Origin of the sequence: Adhaeribacter rhizoryzae, assembly GCF_008629685.1 — a bacterium.
GTDB lineage: Bacteria > Bacteroidota > Bacteroidia > Cytophagales > Hymenobacteraceae > Adhaeribacter > Adhaeribacter rhizoryzae.
On the sequence record NZ_VWSF01000027.1, the window covers coordinates 65,026 to 86,605 of the forward strand.

General features: G+C 43.9%; 20 protein-coding genes and 1 pseudogene. 10 read left to right on the top strand and 11 right to left on the bottom strand.

Annotation, left to right across the window (positions count from 1 at the left end; all coding sequences use genetic code 11):
* Positions 1-25: 25 nt before the first annotated feature.
* From F0145_RS22965 to F0145_RS22980, 4 genes are all read right to left on the bottom strand, one after another.
* Positions 26-2,230: a B12-binding domain-containing radical SAM protein gene (locus tag F0145_RS22965; RefSeq protein ID WP_150092428.1), complete on the bottom strand. Its 2,205-nt coding sequence runs from the start codon at positions 2,228-2,230 to the stop codon at positions 26-28.
* Positions 2,231-2,391: 161 nt separating this feature from the next.
* Positions 2,392-4,023, bottom strand: coding sequence for an L-glutamate gamma-semialdehyde dehydrogenase (gene pruA / locus F0145_RS22970; RefSeq protein ID WP_150092430.1), 1,632 nt, complete (start codon positions 4,021-4,023; stop codon positions 2,392-2,394).
* A 181-nt stretch (positions 4,024-4,204) separates the two neighbouring features.
* On the bottom strand, positions 4,205-4,918 hold the full coding sequence (locus tag F0145_RS22975; RefSeq protein WP_150092432.1) for a YjjG family noncanonical pyrimidine nucleotidase: 714 nt from the start codon (positions 4,916-4,918) through the stop codon (positions 4,205-4,207).
* Between the two features lie 80 nt (positions 4,919-4,998).
* On the bottom strand, positions 4,999-5,388 hold the full coding sequence (locus F0145_RS22980; protein WP_150092434.1) for an ArsR/SmtB family transcription factor: 390 nt from the start codon (positions 5,386-5,388) through the stop codon (positions 4,999-5,001).
* Positions 5,389-5,474: 86 nt separating this feature from the next.
* On the opposite strand from F0145_RS22980, the gene F0145_RS22985 reads away from it, so the two are divergent.
* Positions 5,475-6,167, top strand: a complete 693-nt coding sequence (locus F0145_RS22985) for a carboxypeptidase-like regulatory domain-containing protein (protein ID WP_150092436.1) — start codon at positions 5,475-5,477, stop codon at positions 6,165-6,167.
* A 271-nt stretch (positions 6,168-6,438) separates the two neighbouring features.
* Here F0145_RS22985 and F0145_RS22990 read toward each other — a convergent pair whose 3' ends face one another.
* Positions 6,439-7,917, bottom strand: coding sequence for an alpha/beta hydrolase family protein (locus F0145_RS22990; protein WP_150092438.1), 1,479 nt, complete (start codon positions 7,915-7,917; stop codon positions 6,439-6,441).
* A 291-nt stretch (positions 7,918-8,208) separates the two neighbouring features.
* A complete protein-coding gene (locus F0145_RS22995; protein WP_150092440.1) occupies positions 8,209-9,861 on the bottom strand; it encodes a right-handed parallel beta-helix repeat-containing protein in 1,653 nt (550 codons plus the stop codon).
* Between the two features lie 492 nt (positions 9,862-10,353).
* On the opposite strand from F0145_RS22995, the gene F0145_RS23000 reads away from it, so the two are divergent.
* Together F0145_RS23000 and F0145_RS23005 are read left to right on the top strand one after the other, a co-directional pair.
* Positions 10,354-10,848: a DinB family protein gene (locus F0145_RS23000; protein WP_150092442.1), complete on the top strand. Its 495-nt coding sequence runs from the start codon at positions 10,354-10,356 to the stop codon at positions 10,846-10,848.
* 17 nt (positions 10,849-10,865) lie between these two features.
* On the top strand, positions 10,866-11,087 hold the full coding sequence (locus F0145_RS23005; protein WP_150092444.1) for a hypothetical protein: 222 nt from the start codon (positions 10,866-10,868) through the stop codon (positions 11,085-11,087).
* Here the strand turns inward: F0145_RS23005 and F0145_RS23010 are convergent.
* The 3 genes from F0145_RS23010 to F0145_RS23020 form a co-directional block, all read right to left on the bottom strand.
* Positions 11,084-12,064, bottom strand: coding sequence for a helix-turn-helix transcriptional regulator (locus tag F0145_RS23010; RefSeq protein ID WP_150092446.1), 981 nt, complete (start codon positions 12,062-12,064; stop codon positions 11,084-11,086). The genes F0145_RS23005 and F0145_RS23010 overlap by 4 nt on opposite strands.
* A 264-nt stretch (positions 12,065-12,328) precedes the next feature.
* Positions 12,329-13,243, bottom strand: a complete 915-nt coding sequence (locus tag F0145_RS23015; RefSeq protein WP_223816210.1) for an alpha/beta hydrolase family protein — start codon at positions 13,241-13,243, stop codon at positions 12,329-12,331.
* Positions 13,244-13,728: 485 nt separating this feature from the next.
* Entirely contained in the window at positions 13,729-14,079 is a 351-nt protein-coding gene (locus F0145_RS23020; protein WP_150092448.1) for a winged helix-turn-helix transcriptional regulator, read from the bottom strand.
* Between the two features lie 162 nt (positions 14,080-14,241).
* Here F0145_RS23020 and F0145_RS23025 point away from each other — a divergent pair, with 162 nt between their 5' ends.
* From F0145_RS23025 to F0145_RS23035, 3 genes are all read left to right on the top strand, one after another.
* Positions 14,242-15,255: an LLM class flavin-dependent oxidoreductase gene (locus tag F0145_RS23025; protein WP_150092450.1), complete on the top strand. Its 1,014-nt coding sequence runs from the start codon at positions 14,242-14,244 to the stop codon at positions 15,253-15,255.
* Positions 15,256-15,576: 321 nt separating this feature from the next.
* Entirely contained in the window at positions 15,577-15,801 is a 225-nt protein-coding gene (locus F0145_RS23030) for a hypothetical protein (protein WP_150092452.1), read from the top strand.
* Positions 15,802-15,858: 57 nt separating this feature from the next.
* The gene (locus tag F0145_RS23035) at positions 15,859-17,106 is read left to right on the top strand and encodes a cation:proton antiporter (protein WP_150092454.1); all 1,248 of its coding nucleotides are present in this window, start codon (positions 15,859-15,861) and stop codon (positions 17,104-17,106) included.
* A 6-nt stretch (positions 17,107-17,112) separates the two neighbouring features.
* Here F0145_RS23035 and F0145_RS23040 read toward each other — a convergent pair whose 3' ends face one another.
* Positions 17,113-17,811 carry an MBL fold metallo-hydrolase gene (locus F0145_RS23040; protein WP_150092456.1) on the bottom strand — a complete coding sequence of 233 codons (699 nt, stop codon included), beginning with the start codon at positions 17,809-17,811 and terminating at the stop codon, positions 17,113-17,115.
* A 131-nt stretch (positions 17,812-17,942) separates the two neighbouring features.
* Between F0145_RS23040 and F0145_RS23045 the strand changes: the two genes are divergently transcribed.
* Positions 17,943-18,653 carry an endonuclease III domain-containing protein gene (locus F0145_RS23045; protein WP_223816211.1) on the top strand — a complete coding sequence of 237 codons (711 nt, stop codon included), beginning with the start codon at positions 17,943-17,945 and terminating at the stop codon, positions 18,651-18,653.
* Between the two features lie 137 nt (positions 18,654-18,790).
* Here the strand turns inward: F0145_RS23045 and F0145_RS23050 are convergent, their stop codons facing one another.
* The gene (locus tag F0145_RS23050) at positions 18,791-19,081 is read right to left on the bottom strand and encodes a hypothetical protein (RefSeq protein ID WP_150092458.1); all 291 of its coding nucleotides are present in this window, start codon (positions 19,079-19,081) and stop codon (positions 18,791-18,793) included.
* 367 nt (positions 19,082-19,448) lie between these two features.
* Between F0145_RS23050 and F0145_RS23055 the strand changes: the two genes are divergently transcribed.
* The 3 genes and pseudogenes from F0145_RS23055 to F0145_RS23065 form a co-directional block, all read left to right on the top strand.
* Positions 19,449-20,429: a radical SAM protein gene (locus F0145_RS23055; RefSeq protein ID WP_150092460.1), complete on the top strand. Its 981-nt coding sequence runs from the start codon at positions 19,449-19,451 to the stop codon at positions 20,427-20,429.
* 26 nt (positions 20,430-20,455) lie between these two features.
* Positions 20,456-20,965, top strand: coding sequence for a gamma carbonic anhydrase family protein (locus F0145_RS23060; RefSeq protein ID WP_150092462.1), 510 nt, complete (start codon positions 20,456-20,458; stop codon positions 20,963-20,965).
* A gap of 189 nt (positions 20,966-21,154) precedes the next feature.
* Positions 21,155-21,580: pseudogene (locus F0145_RS23065) on the top strand (hypothetical protein); the annotation flags it as partial.

Here is a 21,580-nt window from a genome sequence, read left to right on the forward strand (position 1 = left end):
AAATATCTTTTAAGATATTTTTTATTTATAGCAGCAACAAACCTTTTTCACGCAACAACAACCATTCCGGCGAAATCAGGAATTGTGAAAACGGCATACCCGCTTCAGTTGGGAAGCTCGCCTCTAAATCTTTCAGTAATAACTTGTTTTCGTAATCGTGGTGCAGATGGGTAAGCGTTTGCCGGAGCCAGTTGCCAATAGCCGGATTGGTTTTTAGTTGAAAATCTTCGGCTTTTTCGTAAAAAGTTAGCACCGCGCGGGTAATATTTTTGCCTTTTTTAGTTAAGGTAATTTCTTCTAGTTCGGGCGCATTACCCAGCCAGAATACCCGCAAATTACGTTTCTCGCCATCAGGTTTAGCGGGCGTATTAATGGCTTGGGCAATCAGGTGGCGCGGGTGCGCGGGGCGCGGCACTTTCGTATCGAACCAGAACTGCAGCGGTTCTTCCAGTCCAATGCCGTGCATGTAATTGTAAATAGATTTAGATAAGCCTTGGGCAAATAATTCGTGGTCGGCGCCCTGCGGGTCGTCGTGCCACAGGTCATTATCGGCAAAATTACCGGCGGGCGGACCAACTTTTACCACGCCGTATTTCTCCGGATTTTTGCCAACCGGGCTGTGCGCCGTCATGGAAAAGCGGTGCCAAAAACCCGATTGAATTACATTGTTCTCGAATAATTGCCGCACTACTTCCAGGGAATCAATAGTTTCCTGGGCTGTTTGGGTGGGGAAGCCGTACATGAGGTAAGCGTGCACCATAATGCCGGCGTTGGTAAAGCCTTCAGTTACGCGGGCCACCTGAGCAATGGTTACGCCTTTTTCCATTTTGGCTAATAATCGATCCGAAGCAACTTCTAAACCACCCGATACCGCAATACAACCCGACGCAGCCAACAAGCGGCAAATATCAGGCGTAAAAGTTTTCTCGAACCGAATATTGCCCCACCAGGTAATTTTTACGTTGCGGCGCAATAATTCAATAGCCAAATCGCGGAGGGCGAGCGGGGGAGCAGCCTCATCTACGAAATGAAAACCGGTTTGGGCGGTTTGGGCCACAATTTGTTCAATGCGATCAACTAATAAAGTAGCTGGGGCGGTTTCGTAGCGGGAAATATAATCGAGGGTAATGTCGCAGAAAGAGCAGCGTTTCCAGTAGCAGCCATGGGCCACGGTTAATTTATTCCAGCGGCCGTCGCTCCAGAGCCGGTGCATGGGGTTGGTTACCTCAATTACCGATAAATATTCGACTAAGGGTAAATCGCTGTAATCGGGTGTGCCCACTTCGGTATGCGGAATATTGCCGTCGTTGCAGTTGTTTTGGTAAATTACCTCCCCGTTTTGCAGCATAAAGGTACGCTGCAGTTGTTCGGCCGAACGTTGGCCTTGCCAATATTCCAGTATTTTCAGCCACGGGCCTTCACCGTCGTCGAGCGTTACAAAATCGATGTAAGAAAATAAGCGTGGTTCTTTTAAACTGCGCAACTCGGTATTAGGATAACCACCGCCCATCAGGGTTTTTACCGTAGGGTTTTGAGCTTTAGCAAATTGAGCTAACCACAAAGCACCGTACAAATTACCCGGAAATGGCACCGAAAAGCCAATTAAATCCGGTTGAACTTCGGTCAGCTTTTCGGCCATTAATTCCAGCAGCATCTGATCCACTAAGTTGGGTGCATCCTGCAAAGCTTCGGCTAACGGGTCGAAAGAAGTGGCCGATAAAGCTAATTTCTCAGCGTAGCGACTAAAGCCAAAATAAGGGCAAACGGTTTCTTTTATTAAATCGGCTAAGTCTTCTAAATACAGCGTAGCCAGGTGCCGGGCGCGGTCGGTAATGCCCATGTTGCCGAAGGCGTATTCCAGATCGGCGATTTGGGCAAAACGGGAAGCCTCGGGCAAAAAGCTGCTGTAGCAAATTTGCTGCGCGAGCGTGTTGTCTTTATTCTGCAAAAACCGGATTACCGGCTCAATGGTCTCTAAATAATAAGGCCGCAACCGCAAGATGCGTTTGCTGTTCCCAGAAATATTGCCGGTAAATTTAGCGGCGGCATCAAAAATGCGGGTAAGGCCGGTGCGGGAAAACATTTTTAATACCAGTTCAATCCCAAAATCGGCCTGGTGAATAGTATAACCTTGTTTACCCAGAAAACCTTTGAGGTAGGCGGTGGCCGGGTAAGGCGTGTTTAGCTGCGTAAGCGGCGGGGTAATAAGCAGAGTAACCGGTTTTTTCAAAAGAATATTATTGGGTTGGAGGTAGAACAAATGCTCCGGAGTAGAAGTTTATTCCGCACAAAATTACCGCTTTCTGCCTGAATCCGAAAGCCTAAAATAAAAGGCCACTGTAACTTAGTGGCCTTTTATTTTATTCAGTTGCAAGATTCTTAAAACATTATTTAATCCTGTTGCAAAAACGGATAGCGGTAATCTACCGGCGGTACAAAGGTTTCTTTAATGGTACGGGTAGAAGTCCAGCGGATAAGGTTAAACACTGAGCCGGCTTTGTCGTTGGTGCCGGAAGCGCGGGAGCCGCCGAACGGCTGTTGCCCTACTACCGCCCCGGTAGGCTTATCGTTGATGTAGAAGTTACCCGCTGCGTGCAATAATTTTTGGGTAGCTAAATCAATGGCATAGCGGTCCTGCGAAAAAATAGAACCGGTGAGTGCATACGGCGAAGTAGTGTCTACTATTTCCAAGATCTCTTCGAACTGATCTGGTTCGTAAACATAAACGGTAAATAACGGACCGAAAAGTTCTTCGCACATGGTTACGTAGCGCGGGTCTTTTACTTTTAAAACGGTTGGCTGAATAAAATATCCTTCCGATTTGTCGTAAGTGCCGCCGGTAATTATTTCCACGTCCGGGTCGTTTTTAGCGGCATCAATGTATTTGGCCAGTTTGTCGAAAGATTTTTCGTCGATAACAGCGTTAATAAAATTGCCGAAATCTTCGGTTGAACCCATTTTAAAGGATTGCAGATCTTCGGTAACAAATTGTTTTACCTCGTCCCAAAGGTTAGCCGGAATATACGCGCGCGAAGCCGCCGAACATTTCTGGCCCTGGTACTCAAAAGCGCCGCGGGAAATGGCTACCGCTAGGGCTTTGGCATTAGCCGACGGATGCGCCACGATAAAGTCTTTGCCACCAGTTTCACCGACAATGCGCGGATAACCTTTGTAGGTTTGAATATTTTCGCCGATGCTTTTCCAAATGTGCTGGAATACTGCCGTGCTGCCGGTAAAGTGAATACCCGCAAAATCCGGGTGCTTGAATATTACATCGCCGGCTACCGGGCCATCAACATAAATTAAATTAATAACGCCATCGGGCAAACCAGCTTCTTTAAATAATTGCATAATGAGCTGCGCCGAATAAATCTGGGTGTAAGCCGGTTTCCAAACCACTACATTACCCATCAGGGCGGGGGCAGCCGGTAAGTTGCCCGCAATAGCTGTAAAGTTGAAAGGCGTTAAGGCAAACACAAAACCTTCTAAAGGCCGGTGCTCCAAACGGTTCCAAACCCCCGGCGAAGATTCGGGTTGCTGGGCATAAATCTCGGTCATGAAAGCCGCATTAAACCGCAAGAAATCTATCAGCTCGCAAGCCGAATCAATTTCGGCCTGGTACACATTTTTAGATTGGCCCAGCATGGTAGCGGCATTGAGGCGCGCCCGGTAAGGACCAGCTAATAAATCGGCCGCTTTTAAAAATATGGCGGCGCGGCTTTGCCAGGGCATATTGGCCCAGCGTTGGCGGGCGGCAAGTGCCGCCTCAATGGCTTGCTGCACGTGGCTGGCGTCGCCTTCGTGAAAATGCCCTAATATATGCTGGTGCTCGTGCGGCGGCGATAGCTGTTTTTTATTATTGGTGCGAACCTCTTCGCTACCAATGTACATGGGTATATCTACCTGCTGGCTTTTAAGCGTCCGCAGGGTATTTTGCAATTCTATTCTTTCCGGCGAACCCGGTATATACGTTTTAACCGGTTCGTTAACGGGCGTGGGTACTTTAAAAAATCCGGACATAATTAATAAAAATTAACTTTAAAATATTGAGGTTAAGCAGGCTCCTACTACTAAAAAGCAGAAGCGCTACCACCTGTTTCGGAATAAATAATAGTTATCTAGATTAGCATAACGGCGTTAAGGCTAATCAGGTGCAAAAGTACGGTATATTTACTTTAAATTGGGTGGTGAGTTGTAAAGCGGCTTACAGAATAGTCATGAGCTGGCTCAGGCAACTAATTTCGTAAGTTACTTTTTGCGCATGCCGTTTTTTATCGGGGTTAAAAAATACCTGGTCGATGCCCGCATTTTTAGCGCCCAGAACATCCGCTTCCAAACTGTCGCCGATCATAATACATTCTTGGGCACTTACGCCGGCGCGCTCCATGGCGTGCTGAAATATTTTTTTATCGGGTTTGGTACAATTGGCACATTCCGAAGTGATTACTTCTGAAAAATATTGCCCTAAATTAGAAGAACTCATTTTAATGGCTTGCACATCTTTAAAACCATTGGTAATAATGTGCAGCACGTACTTGCTTTTTAAATAACTAAGGGTTTCGTGGGTGTAAGGAAAAACCGCCGTTTTGGTTGGGCAAATAGTGGTAAAAGCTTCGTGTAAGCCAGTGGGTACCTGCTCGGGCTGCAAGCCCAGTTTGGTTAGCGTTATTTCGAAACGGCCAACCCGTAATTCCTGCTGGGTAATTTTGCCCTCGTGAAACAGGCGCCACATGCGCTGGTTAATGTAACTGTATTTCTTGTAAAAATCGGTAGACGTAAACTTGCCAAACTGGTGCAGTTCAAACGTATCGTACAAGGTATAAATAGTTTCGGCGGCATTTTTCTCAAAATCCCACAAAGTATGGTCTAAATCGAAAAATAAATGCCGGTATTCTTTAACGGGGGTATAGCGGGCCATAACTGGACTAAAATTTGCAGGAATAAAACAGCCTAAAGCGGCAGATGTTTAAATTTAACACCAGGTTGGGGCAGAGAAGTTCAGGGCGTTGCTACCCATTTGCGGTTATGCAGTTTATTAACGGCCAATTCGCGGTTAGAGTACAATATGCGGTATGTTTCTAAATCTTTGATGAGTACTTCGTCTTTTTCGAGGTAATTAAATATTTGGTTCAGCAGGTCGGCGGTTTCGTCGCGCAAATAATAGTAAACCCAGTTGTCTACGCGCCGGAAACTAACTAAACCTGAATTTTTTAAATAAATTAAATGCCTGGAAGTTTTGGTTTGCGTAAAATCCAATACCTGTTCCAGATCCGAAATACACATTTCTTTGTTCTTGTGGATCAGGTTCAGGATGCGGATTCGGGATTCATCGCCGAGAGCTTTGAATACTTGTTCGCCAAAACTTACGTTAAAATGTTTAAGCCGCATAAGGTGGGTAACTACCGGAAACAAATTTAGCGGTTTAGTAGCTACCAAGCTAAAAAAAGAGTATAATTGTATTTGTTGAAGATTCTATGCTTGATTCTATAAATATTCCCTTTCCCCGAACAACCGGTTATTTAAAACTGCTGGTTGGCATGCTTTTATTTTTGCTGGGTTTTTTAGCTGCTAACGAGGTGCAAGCTCAGGGCCAGCCCAAAATAGTGCAGTTTTCGGGAATTGTGGCAACCGGCGATAGCTTGTACGGCGTGCCGGGCGTAACGGTTTATGTGCCTAAAGCCGGCCGCGGAACCATTACCAACGATTACGGCTATTTTTCGCTGGCGGTGCTGGCTGGCGATAGCATTGTGGTGCGCGCGGTAGGTTACCGGCACCTAACCGTGGTAATTCCCCGGAACTACGATAAACAAAGCTACTCAGTGGTGTTGGAACTGAAAGAAGACATGAACGTGCTGCCGGAAGTGCGCGTATGGCCGTATCCTACCGAAAAAGACTTTAAGCAGGCTTTTATGAACCTGAAATTGCCCACCAAAGATTTAACCGGACCTGAACGCAGCTTAAATGAGAAGCTAATGGCCCAGATATTTAATAATACCCCCATGAGTGCCAACGCTAATTTCCGGAACACCATGGATATGCAGCAACTGCAATACGAACGGAACCGGGGCATCGCACCTAACCCTTATACTAACAACCCGCTGCTAAACCCTTTATCGTGGTTTAAGTTTATTAACCAGGTTAAAAACGGCGACCTGAAGAAGAAGTAAAAACACTTTTATCTTTAAGTAAAAGCTGAAAATTATAACTCTTATTGGTGTTGAGGAAATATCTCCTTTCAATATTTAGTCCTGGATAACATTAAACTCAAAACCAGCTTTTGCTTAACTTAAATATATCTATCTATAAGTGACAAGCTAAGTAATTGATTAGTAAAAATTTATAGGCGAAAAATATTGTAAACCAGACGGCAAGGAAGATGCTTTTGCACGGAATTGCGATTATGTTGAATAGATTTGGTCTTCCGGGTATTGTTACATTTTATTTTCTTTGATTTTCTGTTTTGGCCTGTTTCGTTAACCAATCACCTATAATTTGTAAACCGGCTGGCGAAAATGTTTCCTCTAATTGAAAGGGTTCGTCGTAGGCTCCGGTTTTGGCTGTTTGCATAAAATGGTTTACCCCTGGCAAAATTACCGATTGAAACTGTTGGTTGCCTCCTGCCTGTAATCCTGCTTTCATAGCCGCAAATTCTTTTTCTACAAAAACCTGGGTGTCTTTGTCGCCGCTAATAGCCAGTACGGGTACTTTAATTCGGTTTAAGTTTGGCTTAGGATCGAAATGAAGGAAGTGAAAAAGCCAATTGCCTGTAAAGGGAGCAATATACATGTTACTATACTGCGGGTCCATCTTAATTTCTTTATGCCATTGCTGTAGGTTGGCCAGAGCAGTGGCACTATCGGGAGCCGCCCCCACAATTTCATAAGATTTATCATACAAAAGCAAGTCTTCTTTAGCCGCTTCTTCCGTAATACCTCTTGCTTTCAGACTTGCCCGATATTGGGCTTTACGCGACTCAACCCCCGATAACCCAACCCCGGCTAAAAATACCAATCCGGCAACGTCTGGATCATCAGCCGCTACTATCTGGGCTTCCAAAGACCCTTGACTATGACCGATAACATAAACTTTATCTACTTTAATGCGACGGTCTGCTCGTAAAGCTCTGACTGCTGCTTTGGCATCTTGCGCAAATTCTGTTATAGTGGTACCCGTATAATTTCCGGTAGAAGTGCCTACACCCCGTTCGTCATAGCGCAACACGGCAAAACCCCGTCGGGTAAGTTCGTCGGCTAACACGCCAAAGGTTTTATGATAAAATTGCTCGCTGTCGCGGTTATGCGGGCCGGAACCGGAGAGTAATACCACGCCCGGAATCTTTTTCTTGCCTTTAGGAGCGGTAATACTACCGCTAAGTTGCACACCGGGGGCAGCCCCGTTAAAAGTAACTGGCCATTCCTGGTAAGGGTACGGTGGCTGAGGTGTTTGCGGGCGCAATGGACGTAAACGCTGCGCATCTACCGGCTTGAGTTGTAGGGGTATCTTAATTCCGGCACCGGCAACTAATAATGTGCCGTTAATCTCTTTTTTAGCAGCGTTATATTTAGCAATATATATCCAGTGGGCATCAAAGCTTTGAATATGAAATTTGAGGCTATCGCCTGGCTGAGGCGTAAGCTTAGCCTGCAAACTGTGGAAGCCTTGAACAGGTAAATCAAATAGTGCAACATTATGTCCGGCCGCACCAGGGTAGAAGTGAAAGAATGCTTGCCGATTATCTGGGCCCGATGATAAACTGCCGGCCCAACTGCCAGTAGGAAGTTCCTGTGCCCAAGCGGTGCGCAAAGGAAAAAGCAATAAGCCCAGAGTAAAGAGAAAGAAAAAACTGAACCTTAAATGGGAAGAAGTAATATTTAGATAAGCTTTTTTACTCTCTTTTTCTTTTTTACTTGCCACCATAACTTTATTTGCATTTAATTTTTGGTAGTGATACTTTCTTTAAATAAGCTATTCAAATAAAGATGCATTTAATGGCAAATTCCATAAAGCAAATAATCTTAGTTAGTAATTAAACCACTTTTAAATGCTTTAAACCCGTTGGTTAGGCCTGTAAATCTAGTTTTGTTATATAATATCCTACTTCATATAGATAACATTATTAGTAGTAAGTGAATATCTCGGGATGTGTAAACTTCCCTGAAAGTCGGTGCTTTAATAAATAAAGCCGATAGTGGATCTCTACCGCAGCCCTTAATCAGTTTTTACCTTCACCTCTTTAAACATGAACGGGTTATTGCTGATTCGTAAGGGTTTGCCGCTGGCGGTGGTCACGCGCCGGAGAATAACTTCTTTGGTTCTGACGTAGGGAAACTTCTCCTGGTAGGAATTATCCGTCATGGCTGGGTTAAAATTAGCAAAAATAGCAGGTCCCTGGTAGTTTGCCGGATGATTAGAATCGTCGATGTGCAGGGAGTCGATAGTAATGCGTTCGGGCATATAACTGGTATAGCCAAAATCATGCTGCCCGGAATTGGAGCCGCTAATCAGGTTGGCGCTGATTGGTTTACCGCCGGCGGGTACAAAAATGCAGTTGCGGATGAAAACTTCTCCCTGCCACGTACTACCGTAGTCGGAGCGCAGGTTAATAAGGCTGCTGCCATAAATAGTAGAATTCTCTACGGTAAAGGTGCCGCTGCCAATGGCATTTATGCCCTGGTGGCCCAGGGTAGAATTGCGAATGGTGGCATTGGCAACGCCCATGTGGGCATCAAACCGCGAAAAAGTGCAACGGTCTAAAAGCAAATTTTTGCAGTAATTAGAACCCATAATTCCCCAGTATTTATTGTCCTGGATGTTATTGGTCTGGCTGCAGTTTACAAACGATACGTTGAGTGCCCGGCCGAGAGAAATGTCGTAGGTGCCCATAGAAACCGATACGCCGGCAGCACCAATAGTCTGGTAAGTTTTGTGCCCCGTTAAGATAGAATTTTGCACCGTTACGTAAGCGCAGTCGCTAATATTTAGGAAGCCGCCATAAGGCGCACCATGGTCGCCTTCACCGGTTACGCGGTGTTCTAGCCCATTCACCAGCACATTGGAGCGCTTTATGGTAATGCCCCGGCTGTAGTAGGTGTACTTCGATTCGGCTTGGTTGGCAATGGTAGTAAAACGGCCTCCCGAAATATTCAGCGGTGTTTCGTCAAGTGGAAGAGCAGTGATGTCCGTAATTTGGTTGAAGTCCCAGATGACGGGCGCATCCATATCCACTTTTCCATTTTTGTCTACAATAAAAATATCGGTCTGCGCAGCTCCATCGTTTTGGTTTGGCCCAAACCGGATGTAACGTTTTACAATAGCATCGGTGACACTGACCAGACAGGTTCCGGGCAAAGGAACATTAATTTTATCCTGGTTCCGCTTAAGAGAAGTTATTCCGGTTAGTTTGAACGGTTGCAGGCTAGAACTAACCAGGAAAACAGGCGAATTCCGGTCCTGAACGTTGGTATCGTCAATAACAAAGGCCGCGGTACCAAAATCGGTGTTGGTTTGAATAACGGCCGTGCGGTTCTTGCCACTAATATAGTAAGTGGCTCCTTCATCGGATTTTACAGCAAGGCCGTGCTGGTTGGCGAATGCATGGGTTGCCGCAAGGGCGTCTATATCATCGGTTTTACCATCGCCTTTGGCCCCAAAGCTACGATAGCGAACCAGGCCATCGGCTTTAAATTTTCGGACATCTTTTTTAGATACATTTACAAGTAAAGCGCCATTTTCCTGGGAGCGTACCTCGGTTTTATTTTTTTTGGAGGTTATTACCACATTTTGTTGCGGGCCTTTGGTTGGCCCCTGTGCTGTACCAATTACACTATAAAACAAGAAAGTAAGTAAGAGCAGGTATTTCATCACGAAAGTTTTTAAACTAATAAATTTCCAGAAAGCTTAGTTAAATAAGTGGGTATTACTTTTGTGCTTTAAGATGATTATAAACGAGCAATTTTCACGCTCGAACCCCAAAAATAATCAGTTAAAAAGCATAAGAATAATAAAATTTTTGGTGTTCTAGCCAAATATGAATGCTGCGGGCAGCTAAGAACGAGGCTTTTTAAGCCCGAAACAACCTTTATATTGATTAAGAATAATTGGGAATATTTAGTCTGATTTTATTATAATCAGGTATTAAATAAAGCAGTGCTGTAAATGCTGGCACAGGAATAACCAGCCTGTTTTTAAGCACTTTCCTAAAAACGGCTTTTTACGGTTTATGTGCTGCTTAGATCTGTTTTTCGCTTTAAAACGAACCTGATAAAATATTTCTGAATACTCCTGACAAGCTGTTGTCATGGTAGGCCTGTAGCTTTGCTTTATCAATTAACTATCACGATAACAATTTGCGCTATGGACAACACTATCACCGAAAACAAAGTTACTTCCGTTATCACCTCCGCTGAACTGCTGGAACATTGGCAAGGCCACCGGGGCCTGACCCGCCGGGTTATTGAAGCTTTTCCGGAGAAAGAACTTTTTGAATATTCTATTGGCAGGATGCGCCCGTTTGCCGGAATGGTTCAGGAACTGCTGGCAATTGCCGTTCCGGGCCTCCGGGAAATTACCAGTGGCGGAACAGAAGAACTGAATGAACACCTGGATCAGGCTACCAGTAAAGCCAATATTCTTGCTTTATGGGACGAAGCAACCGCTGAAATTAACCGGTATTGGGCCTTAATTCCGGCCGAAAGATTTCACGACACTATCCGGACCTTTGGGCAATACGAAGGTACGGTGTACTCTTCTATCTTTTATTTTATTGACAATGAAATTCACCACCGGGCCCAGGCATTTGTGTATTTGCGTTCTCTGGGCATAGAACCGCCTTACTTTTGGCAAAGATAAACCCAATGCTACACCCCATGAAAACGGTACTGGTATTCAAAACATCGGTAACAACCAGCAGCAAAGTTAATCGGCTTAAACCTTTGTTAGATAAACTAATGGCTACTGGCGAAAAATGGAACTTTGACCTGGAGGATTGCGACAATATCCTCCGGGTAGAAGCCATATCTTTACAAGCTGATGCCGTGATCCAAAACCTGCAAAAGGCGGGTTTTAGTTGTGCAGAGTTAGAAGATTAATTTAAAACCTGACTTTCCAGGTGAAGATTGATTTTTGTTCTTTCCAATAATTCGTTAACGCGTTCGCGCAAACTTTCGGGTTCTACAATTTCGGCACAATCACCAAACATTAAGTACCAACGCGGTAAACCGTCCTTTATATCGGCGGTCATAAAGGTCATTTCTATTTTATTACCGATTACTTTCTCCGATACAAACCCATAATACTTACGTCCGGTTTGAATGTACCGGGCCGTTTCTTTATCAACCCGGATAACAACCTTAGTTTTGTGCGTAGCATCGTAGATTTTACGGTATTGGTCTATATTCCCGTGTTCCTGGGTAAAAGGTACACCCGTTCGCTGTATTCCCACCATTCTATCGGTGCGGAATTGCCGGTACGCGGCGCGCAGGTGGCAGTAAGCCATTACATACCAGTAATTGTTTTCATTAAACAAGCCAACCGGCTCAATAAAACGGTTGGTAGATGCATCTGCGTAAACTGATTCATATTGCAGCATAACTTGCTTTTTCTCCGCTATGCTGTCCAGTAATATATTTAAGGCATCGGGGGTATTCTGGTTAAAAAGCTCCTGCCCAAAGTTAACCCATATCTGCGTTTCCAGGGCAGCTACCCGGTCCTTGGCCTTGCCTTTGAGCGCCGCTTTTACTTTGAACATTGCCGATTCATGGTGAGCACCCAAGCTTTTATCACTGAATTTTTGCATCAGCTTTTCGGCAGCCACAAAACTGCTGGCTTCTTCCTGGGTAAACATAACCGGTGGCAAGCGGTATCCTTCCATTAAAGAATAACCTACTCCGGCTTCGCCGCTAATGGGTACCCCGGAAGCTTCTAAAGAGCGTATATCGCGGTACACTGTACGCAGGCTTACCTGAAAGCGATCTGCCAGTTCCTGAGCTTTTACCACCTTACCCGATTGCAGGTGAATCAGGATGGCCACGATGCGGTCGAAACGGTTCAGAGTATCATGGTTCATGGCACAAATATAGCTATCCTCTAAAATAGGGCAAATTCAGGCAATATTCTACGTAAGCGCACCAAAAATCAGAAATATTAAGTAACGGAAAGCAGATTAAATTCACAGCAAAAAACTATTTTTATTATGCTGGCTTAATATATTCTGGTTTATAAGCCTGATTTAACAAAGTTTGGTAAAGGTTGAATATTTGGTATTATAGCTGAACCAAGGTCTGCATTTTAAAATAATATTTTGCTTTTCACCTGTCGGCATTAATTTTTTTTAAGGCATATTCTTTTTTTCAAAGCGCCAGTTTGGGTTTTGCGCAAGACCAGCCGGTTCGCCGGTAAACATTTTGCCGGCTGTACGGTCGCCTTTTAATTGCCATTGGTACCAGGCAGTAGCCACCTTGGCAAATTCGCCGCCGTGCGGCTGGCCGTAAGTGCCGCCATGCCCAACATCCATGTTAGCCATAAAAACCGGCACATGATTAATGCGTTTGTAATCGTCCATGCCGTTGTTGTAAGCAATATCTTTTTCACCGCCCAGCATATACAGGGTGGGCGTATGTATTTTTAAAAGGTTTTCTTTCGTAAGGTTCGGCATGGCACTCCGGCCGTTACCAGGCGTATTAAAGATGCCACTGTTACAAACTACCACGGTGCTCACGCGCGGGTCCGAAGCAACTTCCAGGGTTTGCAAGCCTCCGCAAGACATGCCACTCACGGCTATCTTGGTTACATCAATTTTATTATAATAAGGACTCTTTTTGTCTTTGTTCTGCGCAACGGCCCAATCAATGGCATCAATAAGCTGCGATGAGGTTGATTTTCCGCTTCCTTTTTGTCCTTCCTGTGGCATAGGGCCAATGGCCACCACTAAAAAACCGTGAGAAGAAACTTCCGACAAAAAATTTACGTGTTCCCAGGGCGAATTGGCACAGGCACCATTACCCCAAACAATTATCGGCAGCTGGTTCTTCTTTTTAAATGCATCAAGGTTTTTTGGCCGAAATACGGTGTGGGTTGGCAATGTACTTTCGGTGAGCATAATGGCCGAATGGGGGCCGGTTCCACCATCTTCTACTACCCTGGAAGAGGTTTGCACAGAAGTAGCTGGTTGCTGGGCAAATAATGGGAGCGATGTTACCAGCGCAACTAAGGCCAACAACGTAAATACAAATTGCTTTTTAAACATACACTTTAGCGTAAAAAGTTAGGGTAATTAAATTTAAGAATATGTAAGTGTAAGAGTAAGCGGACTAATTTATTTTATAGTAGCCATACTGGCGAGCTAAGGTTTCGTAACTCATGTGTTCTGATGGGCAAAATAACACAAATAAACATCAGGTAAAATATAAGCTGATTTTTATTATCGAATAGTATTTACTATCTGCTAGAATATTTCTTTCTATTTGTCATCTTGGAAAGACCTATTGTATAAAAAGCCTTGCAGGTAAAAGCAAGTAGAGCGGAAATTACCTCCTTTATTTTCTAAACAATAGATTCTTCTGGAATTCCTTGAATTCTCTAGAATGACAATTAAGAGATTTTTATATTAGGATTATGGAAGGAGATGATTTCTATTTGGTATTATTTGTTCTATAAATTAACATAATTGGTTGTCCATTCTAAAAAAGCAAATAGGCAGGGTGGGCATCTGGTATGAACAAATAATATATATTATTCTTTGCTGAAAATTTTCTCCTGGTGGTTCAAACCCCAAATTTTTAAAGCATCAATAATAGGCGCTAAGGTATCGGAATAAGGTTCGGGTTTATACAAAATCTTAACCGGGTAATCATCTACTACCACGCGCTTAATTAGTTGGTGTTGCTCCAATTCTTTTAGTTCCTTGGCCAAAACCTTGGGTGTAATTCCCGGAATACTCTCCTGAATATCGGTAAACCGCTCATTGCCAACTGCTACCGAAATAATAATAGGCAGTTTCCATTTACCACTAATTACTTCCAGCGCATCCCGCACCGGCTTCACCGTATCTAAACAAGAGAGACAAGGCTTTTTTGCTGCCATAAGCTTTTATTCTAAAAGTATACTGCTTTCCTTTAGGAAAGTACTATACAAAGTAAAGTTAATATGCTTAATTTTGCAAATCTGTTTATTCCGGCGTATTAACTTCTGGAACTGGAATAATTATAGATGATTATTTAAATAATAAACTAACGAAGCCAGATTATGGGTAAACAAAATATAGCATATTCTCTTTTAGAACTTGCCCTGGTGCCGCAAGGTGGTACCATAAAACAAACCTTAAATAATTCGCTGGCTTTAGCCAAAGAAGCAGAATTATTAAACTACACACGTTATTGGTTTGCCGAACATCATAATTCGGATTATATAGGCAGTTGCGCCCCCTCGGTATTAATAGGTTACGTGGCCGAAAACACCCATACCATTAAAGTAGGCTCGGGTGGTATTATGCTCCCGAATCACTCACCTTTAGTTATAGCCGAACAGTTTGGCACCTTGGCTCATTTATATCCTAACCGCATTGATTTAGGGCTGGGAAGAGCGCCTGGTACCGACCAGCAAACCGCGCAAGCCATCCGCTCCGATTTTATGCAGGCAGCACACGCATTTCCGCAGGAAGTAGCTAAAATCCAAAATTACTTTTCTTTAGAAAACAAAACGTCAAAAGTAAGGGCTTCTATTGCCGAAGGTACCAATGTGCCGCTTTATATATTAGGCTCCAGTACCGATAGTGCGCATTTAGCAGCCCAAAAAGGATTGCCCTATGCGTTTGCCAGCCACTTTGCCTCCACTTATTTATTGCAGGCATTAAAAATTTATCACGAAGAATTTCAGCCTTCCGAGTTTCTGCAGCAGCCCTATACCATGGCGGGCATAAATGTTTTTGTGGCAGATACCGATGAAGAAGCCGAAAGATTGTTTACCACTTTAATCAAGATGTTTTTGGGGGTATTAACCGGGGCGAAGGATGCCTTGCAACCGCCAACCGAAATGACCGAAGAGTTACAGCAAATATTGCAACATCCGTCTTTACAGCAAATGCTCAAATATTCATTTATAGGGAGTAAGCAAAGCGTAAAAACGCAGATTCAAGCGTTTCTGGAACAAACCCAGGTAAATGAGCTCATCGTGGTATCTACTACCTACGCCTTTGAAGACCGGATTAAGTCTGTGAAATTATTTGCCGAAGTAATGACGGAAATAAATGAAAACAGATAAAATAAAGAGAGCAGGAAAATGAGAATTATTGGTACCGGTGCAATTAAAAACATCCTGGCAAAAAAAAACTCTGTTGCAGGCCATCAGGTAAAAGTTACCCGCACCTAAGATATATTGCAGCTTAAGGAAATAGCTGACTCCTTTGGGCAATGAGGCAGCCACCATTAAAGATGTTGTAAAAGGGGTAGAAATTATTATTTTTCTATCCCTTTCAACACTTAAAAACAGCTACCAAAAACTTTACTGCAGAACGTACCACACAAAGTAATTACAATAAATACCTCTAATTATTATCCTATTCGGGATGGCGAGCTGCCTGGCTTGGAAGGCAAAAAAGAAAGTGCCTGTATTGCTCAAACCCAGCCCAGACCGGTTATTAAAGTGTTCCATAATATTTTGGCAGACACCCTGCAACATATAGGAAAACTGACCAGGGAAGAAGTAAGAATAGCTATATTGGTAGCTGGCGATAAAGAAGAACATAAAAAAGTAGCCGCCCAACTGCCTGTCGCCTGTTCAATTACACAATTTTTTTACCAAGTTTAAACAAATACACCTGGTTTAGAGTACTAGCTTAGTCTTTTGCGCCTGTATCTGAGCCACATGGAAATTTATATCATTATTATTACGGTTATTGGCCTGGCGGCTTTAACTATGGCTTGGTTACCAGATTTACTCCAGAAACTGCCGGTTTCCTACAGTATACTTTTTGTAACGGTTGGGTATTTAATGTATAAATTTTCTTCGGAACTACCAATCCCCGCCCCTTTACAGCACGAAACCCTAACGGTGCACTTAACCGAAATTGGCGTAATTATTACCTTAATGGGAACGGGCATTAAAATTAACCGGGCCATTAGCTGGAAAAACTGGAAAATTCCTATTTTACTCGTATCTATTACTATGCTGATTAGTATTGGAGCACTTGGTTTCTTGGGGTGGTGGGTGTTGGGTTTAGCACCGGCTTCGGCGCTTTTGCTGGGCGCAGCCATGGCACCTACCGATCCGGTTTTAGCTTCCGAGGTTCAGGTAGGTCCGCCCAGTACCGAAAAAGAAGATCATGTGCGCTTTTCGCTTACGTCGGAAGCCGGTATGAACGACGGCATGGCTTTTCCGTTTACCTGGATGGCGATTGCCCTAGCCTTAGCTCCTGCCACCGGCGAAGATTGGTTCTGGCATTGGCTGTGGCAGGACTTTTTTTATAAAATAATAGTAGGAGTGGGCACCGGATACTTGTTAGGCAGAATACTGGCCCATCTGATATTTATATTGCCTGAGCGCTTTAATTTTCCGGAAACCAAAGATGGATTTGTAGCGGTAGCCGCTACTTTAATCGTGTATGGGGTTACCGAAACGCTGCACGGCTACGGCTTTATTGCGGTGTTTGTCGCGGGTTTAACTTTAAGCCGGCACGAGCGGCCGCACCATTTTCACCAGGAACTGCACGATTTTACCGACCAAATGGAGCGCCTGTTTTTAGTTATAATATTGCTTTTACTGGGTGGCAGCATTGCTACCGGCCTGCTGGATGCGCTTACTTTACCGGGTATTTTAATTGGCTTAACCTTTATATTTATAATCAGGCCGTTGGGCGCTTTGTTAACCTTGGTGGGCCAAAATATTACCTTGCGCGAAAAAGTGGCCATTAGCTTTTTCGGTATCAGGGGTATTGGGTCTTTTTATTACCTGGCTTTTGCCTTAACCAAAGCAGCATTTCCCGAAGAAAAAATGCTTTGGAGTGTTGCGGGCTTTATTGTGTTGGTTTCGGTGTTTGTGCACGGTATTCTGGCGTCGCCGGTTATGCGCTACCTCGATTTGCGCCGCACAAATTCTGACTTGGAAGTAAAGTAAATATAGCTAGCGGGGATAAAACAGTTCGGGCTGATTTGCTACCAGCGGAATTGTATTATCGGCCGGATTTTCGGTGGGGTTGCAGTGGTAACCGAATATTTTGTATTGGGCCTGATACGGCTGCAATTTGGTGTAATGTGCGTGCCCTTCGTTTTTAGGATTAAAAGTAATATCATGAAAAACCGTGGTAGGCAAAGGTGGTAATTTTTGCAGATGGGCAAACAAAAAATCGGCCTGACCTAAATCGCCGGAATATACCAGCCGCTCGTTTTCTTCTTCAAAAATAAAGCTGTAGGTCTGAAATCCTTCCGAGTGCCGGCCAAAAGTATCGAGCGCCGAAATATCGCTTAAGGTTTCCAGTGGGGCAAAGTTGGCGTATTTGGTAGTGTCTTTTAATTGAATAACCAGAAATTCTTCGAGCTGCTTTTTAAATTTTTCGGATTGGTACAGAATGGTAAATTGCTGGCCTTTATCGTGAAAATATTTGTGGAGTAAAATATTGGCCAGGCTGCCGCTGTGGTCGTTGTGCAGGTGCGTAATTAAGATGTAATCTATTTTAAAAAATAAATCTAGCGCCAGTAAGCGAGGGTAAACCGTAAAGCCCGCATCAATTAAAATAGTTTTGTTTTTAAACGAAAGCAAAGCCGCCGAATTAAAATATTCGGGTTCGAAAGCGCCACCCGTACCAATAAATTTTAGCTGCATACGCGTAATATTTATTTACCCGATGAACGTAATATTTTACCGGAAGATACACAAAGCCTGCATTATAAATTAAGCTATTTCGGAAACAAACTTCTGTTTAACCTGTTCGTTTTATAGGATAAAACTAAGTTATGGCAACTGAGATGAACGTGGAAGCTAGTCCGGCCGAAAAGACCTGGCAAACGCACCTGATACTAAACAGTTTTTACGGCGAACTGGATTTGCGTAAGCCCCGCCGCGACCCGATGCACGAGCTTATTTCTACGATGCTCTCGCACCGCACCACGCACGCCAACGAAGAAAAAGCTTATTACCTTATGCGTGAGTTGTACCCCACCTGGGCAGAAGTAATGGTAGCGCCCGTGGATGATTTAACCAAAGCCTTCGAAACAGCTCAATATCCGGGGCCTAAGGCCATCAATATTCAGAAAGCTTTAAAAATAATTCAGGAAAAAAGCCCCGACTTTTCGCTCCGTTTTTTAGCCGACTTGCCGGTAGAAGAAGCTATGGATTGGCTAATGAGTTTGCCCGGCGTAGGTTTAAAAACGGCTACACTGGTGTTGCTGTTTAATTTTCATCAACCGGTGTTGCCCGTCGATACGCACGTGTTTCGGGTAAGCCAGCGCGTAGGCTTAATTGGCGCCAAAGTTACCGCCGAAAAAGCGCATACTATTTTATTGGAAATGCTGCCCCGCGAAGCGCCCCTTTTATTTAATTTTCATAAACATTTGTATTGGCACGGGCAGCGCATTTGCACCTGGAAAGCCCCCAAATGCGAAGCTTGCCCATTGCAACTATTATGTAATTATTACCACGAAGTTCGGCTAAAAGGACTTGGTTAAAACAAGCATTAAAATATTAGCACCAGATAAATACAAACTGCCTCTGATTACAGTTATGTTTTGCCACCCGAGAAACAAACCCGAAATACTTACCCAAGTGCCAATATTTTAATGCTTGTTCATAAATAAGTTCAGCCTTAAATTTCGTAAACCCAAACGGCTGAAACCGAAATAATCAGCAGGGCGAAAAAAATTAATAGGTGCCGGTCTTGGCGGGAATATTTGAGGGCCTTTTTCTGTAGGTGCCAGTAAACCCACGTTAGTACAATCATATTAACCGGTAAAATAATTAAAGGCGTTTGTATGGCGCTGTGAAACTCCCAGCTATCCCATAAAACCCAGGTTCCCAGAATAATCCAGAATAAGATGCCTGCTAAGCTAATTTTATCCTGGTATGTGGTGCGTTCATACCAGTAATGCTTTTTCATAAGTTTGTTTTTACATCGTTTAATTTTAATAAGTTAACGGTTTCAGCAAGCAATTCTACAGCCCGGTTTTACCAGTTAAATTCCGGTTGTCGGTGGAAAGCATAATTTACAATTTAGCAGGCGTGAGGATGATGGTAAGTACGAAATATATTAAATATACGGAAAAATTAATATTTAAGTTGTCTAACGCTTTCGTTATAAAAATAACGCCGGAGTGTTCGAATATTTACTATTTTAAGTAGCTTGTAGTTGAGGTTTTCAGCCTAAATATTAACTCTTTTTGCCCTTTTCGGCAGCGATAAAGTTAAACCTAAACGTATATCGGGGATAAGTTTTAACTTGCAGCTTCTAACCCCTAAATTTAAAAGTGCGGCTTGTCTCTCATCCAGTGCTATGCAATTATTACGTAACGTACCGGTGCAATGCCCGGTGTTCGTTTTGCGATATCTGGGAGAAGCCCTCGCCGTATGTGACCCTCGCCGACGTACAGCAAAACCTGCGTGATCTGAAAAAACTGGGCGTAAACGTTATTGATTTTACCGGCGGCGAACCCTTGCTGCACCAGCAACTCGACCAGTTTTTGGAGCTGGCGCATAATATGGGTTTTATTACTACGCTTACTACCAATTGCCTGCTTTACCCCAAATACGCCCAGCGCCTGCAAGGCAAAGTAGATATGCTGCATTTTTCGCTGGATGCCGCCGAAAAAGAAAAGCACGATACTGGCCGGGGTGTGGCTTGTTTCGATTTTGTATTGGAATCTATTGCGTTGGCTAAAAAATTAGGTGAGCGCCCCGATATTTTGTTTACTGTTTTCAGCGAAAATATTGACCAATTAGAAGCGGTTTACGAGCAGATTGTTTTGCCTAATAATTTAATGCTGTTAATAAACCCGGCATTTGAGTACAACACCGTAGATACCGGCGCGGGCTTAACCCCGGAGCAGTTAAAATATTTATCGGCGTTTGGTAAGCGCAAAAACGTTTACCTGAACGAAGCCTTTATTTCGCTGCGCCTGAATGGCGGCAACCACATTACCGACCCGGTATGTAAAGCGGCCAGTACCACGGTGGTTATTTCGCCGGAAAACGAATTGGTATTGCCCTGTTACCACTTAGGCGAGAAAAAATATCCGATAAACAACAACCTGTACGCGTTATACCATTCTGATGCGGTAAAAAAGCAAATTGCCCTCGAAGGCCGATTGCCCGCTTGCGAAGGTTGCACCATTAATTGCTATATGCAGCCCAGTTTTGCCGTAGAAGTAAATAAATATTTCTGGAAAGCTTTGCCTAGTACTTTAAAATACAACTTCTATAAAGGTACCTGGAAACGTATGTTTGCTTAACTAAACCCCAATTAAACTCCTAAACAATGGCCCTGATTTTACCGGTTAAAGATATTCATCCGATGTTCGGCGAAAATTGCTTTATTGCTCCCAACGCTACCATTGTGGGCGATGTAACCTTGGGTAATGATTGTAGTGTTTGGTTTAATGCGGTTATCCGGGGCGATGTGAACAGCATCCGGATTGGCGATAAAACCAATATTCAGGATGGCGCGGTTATTCATTGTACCTTCCAGAAAGCTGCTACGGTTATTGGTAATAATGTATCTATTGGGCATAATGCCATTGTACACGGCTGCACCGTACACGACAATGTACTGATTGGCATGGGCGCGATTGTAATGGATAAAGCCGCGGTGGAACAGCATTGTATTGTAGCCGCCGGCGCCATTGTGCTCGAAAATACCGTTTGCGAAGCAGGATATATTTATGCGGGCATCCCGGCTAAAAAAGTAAAACAACTAAGTCCGGAGCAAATTGCCAATATGGCTAAAACCGCCGATAATTATGTGATGTACGGGAGTTGGTTTAAGTAAGCTTTAGGCTCGCCTCTTTCTTATAAGAGAATTTATATAAATTTATTCAAGTTTTTTCTTCGCCCTTTGCTTATCCGGTAAAGCTTACTTTCTTTTTAGAAAATATTAACCCTTCCGCCCTCCGGGCACCTTCCCTAAATTAGGGCTACGATTAGGACACAAAATGGAGCGGGGAGCTGTTGGGGGTAAATGGCAGATGCAATATTTAGCAATATTCGGATAGAGCGACGGGTCAAGCAAGTAGTAGAAAAGATAATAGAAAAGCAAAGTGTGGTGATACATCAGCTAAGTGCGAGCGAAGCCGAGCAGCGGAGTTACTACCGTCTGCTGCATAACCCCCGTTTGCAGACCAGTCAAATCATTTCGTACTTGCAAGCGGACTGTGCGCGGCAAGTGGAGGTGGGCGCCCATTATTTAGTATTTCAGGATACGACGCAGCCTAACTTTGAACGCAACCGGCGCAACATTTCCGACCAGCAGCAGCTCGGGGTGATTGGAGATAAGCAGTCCTTAGGCTTTTTCCTGCATCCTTCGCTGGTGGTGCAAGCGGATACTGGCCGCTGCCTGGGCTACAGCCATGTGCAGGTCTGGAGTAGAGAAGCAATGGCGCCAGAT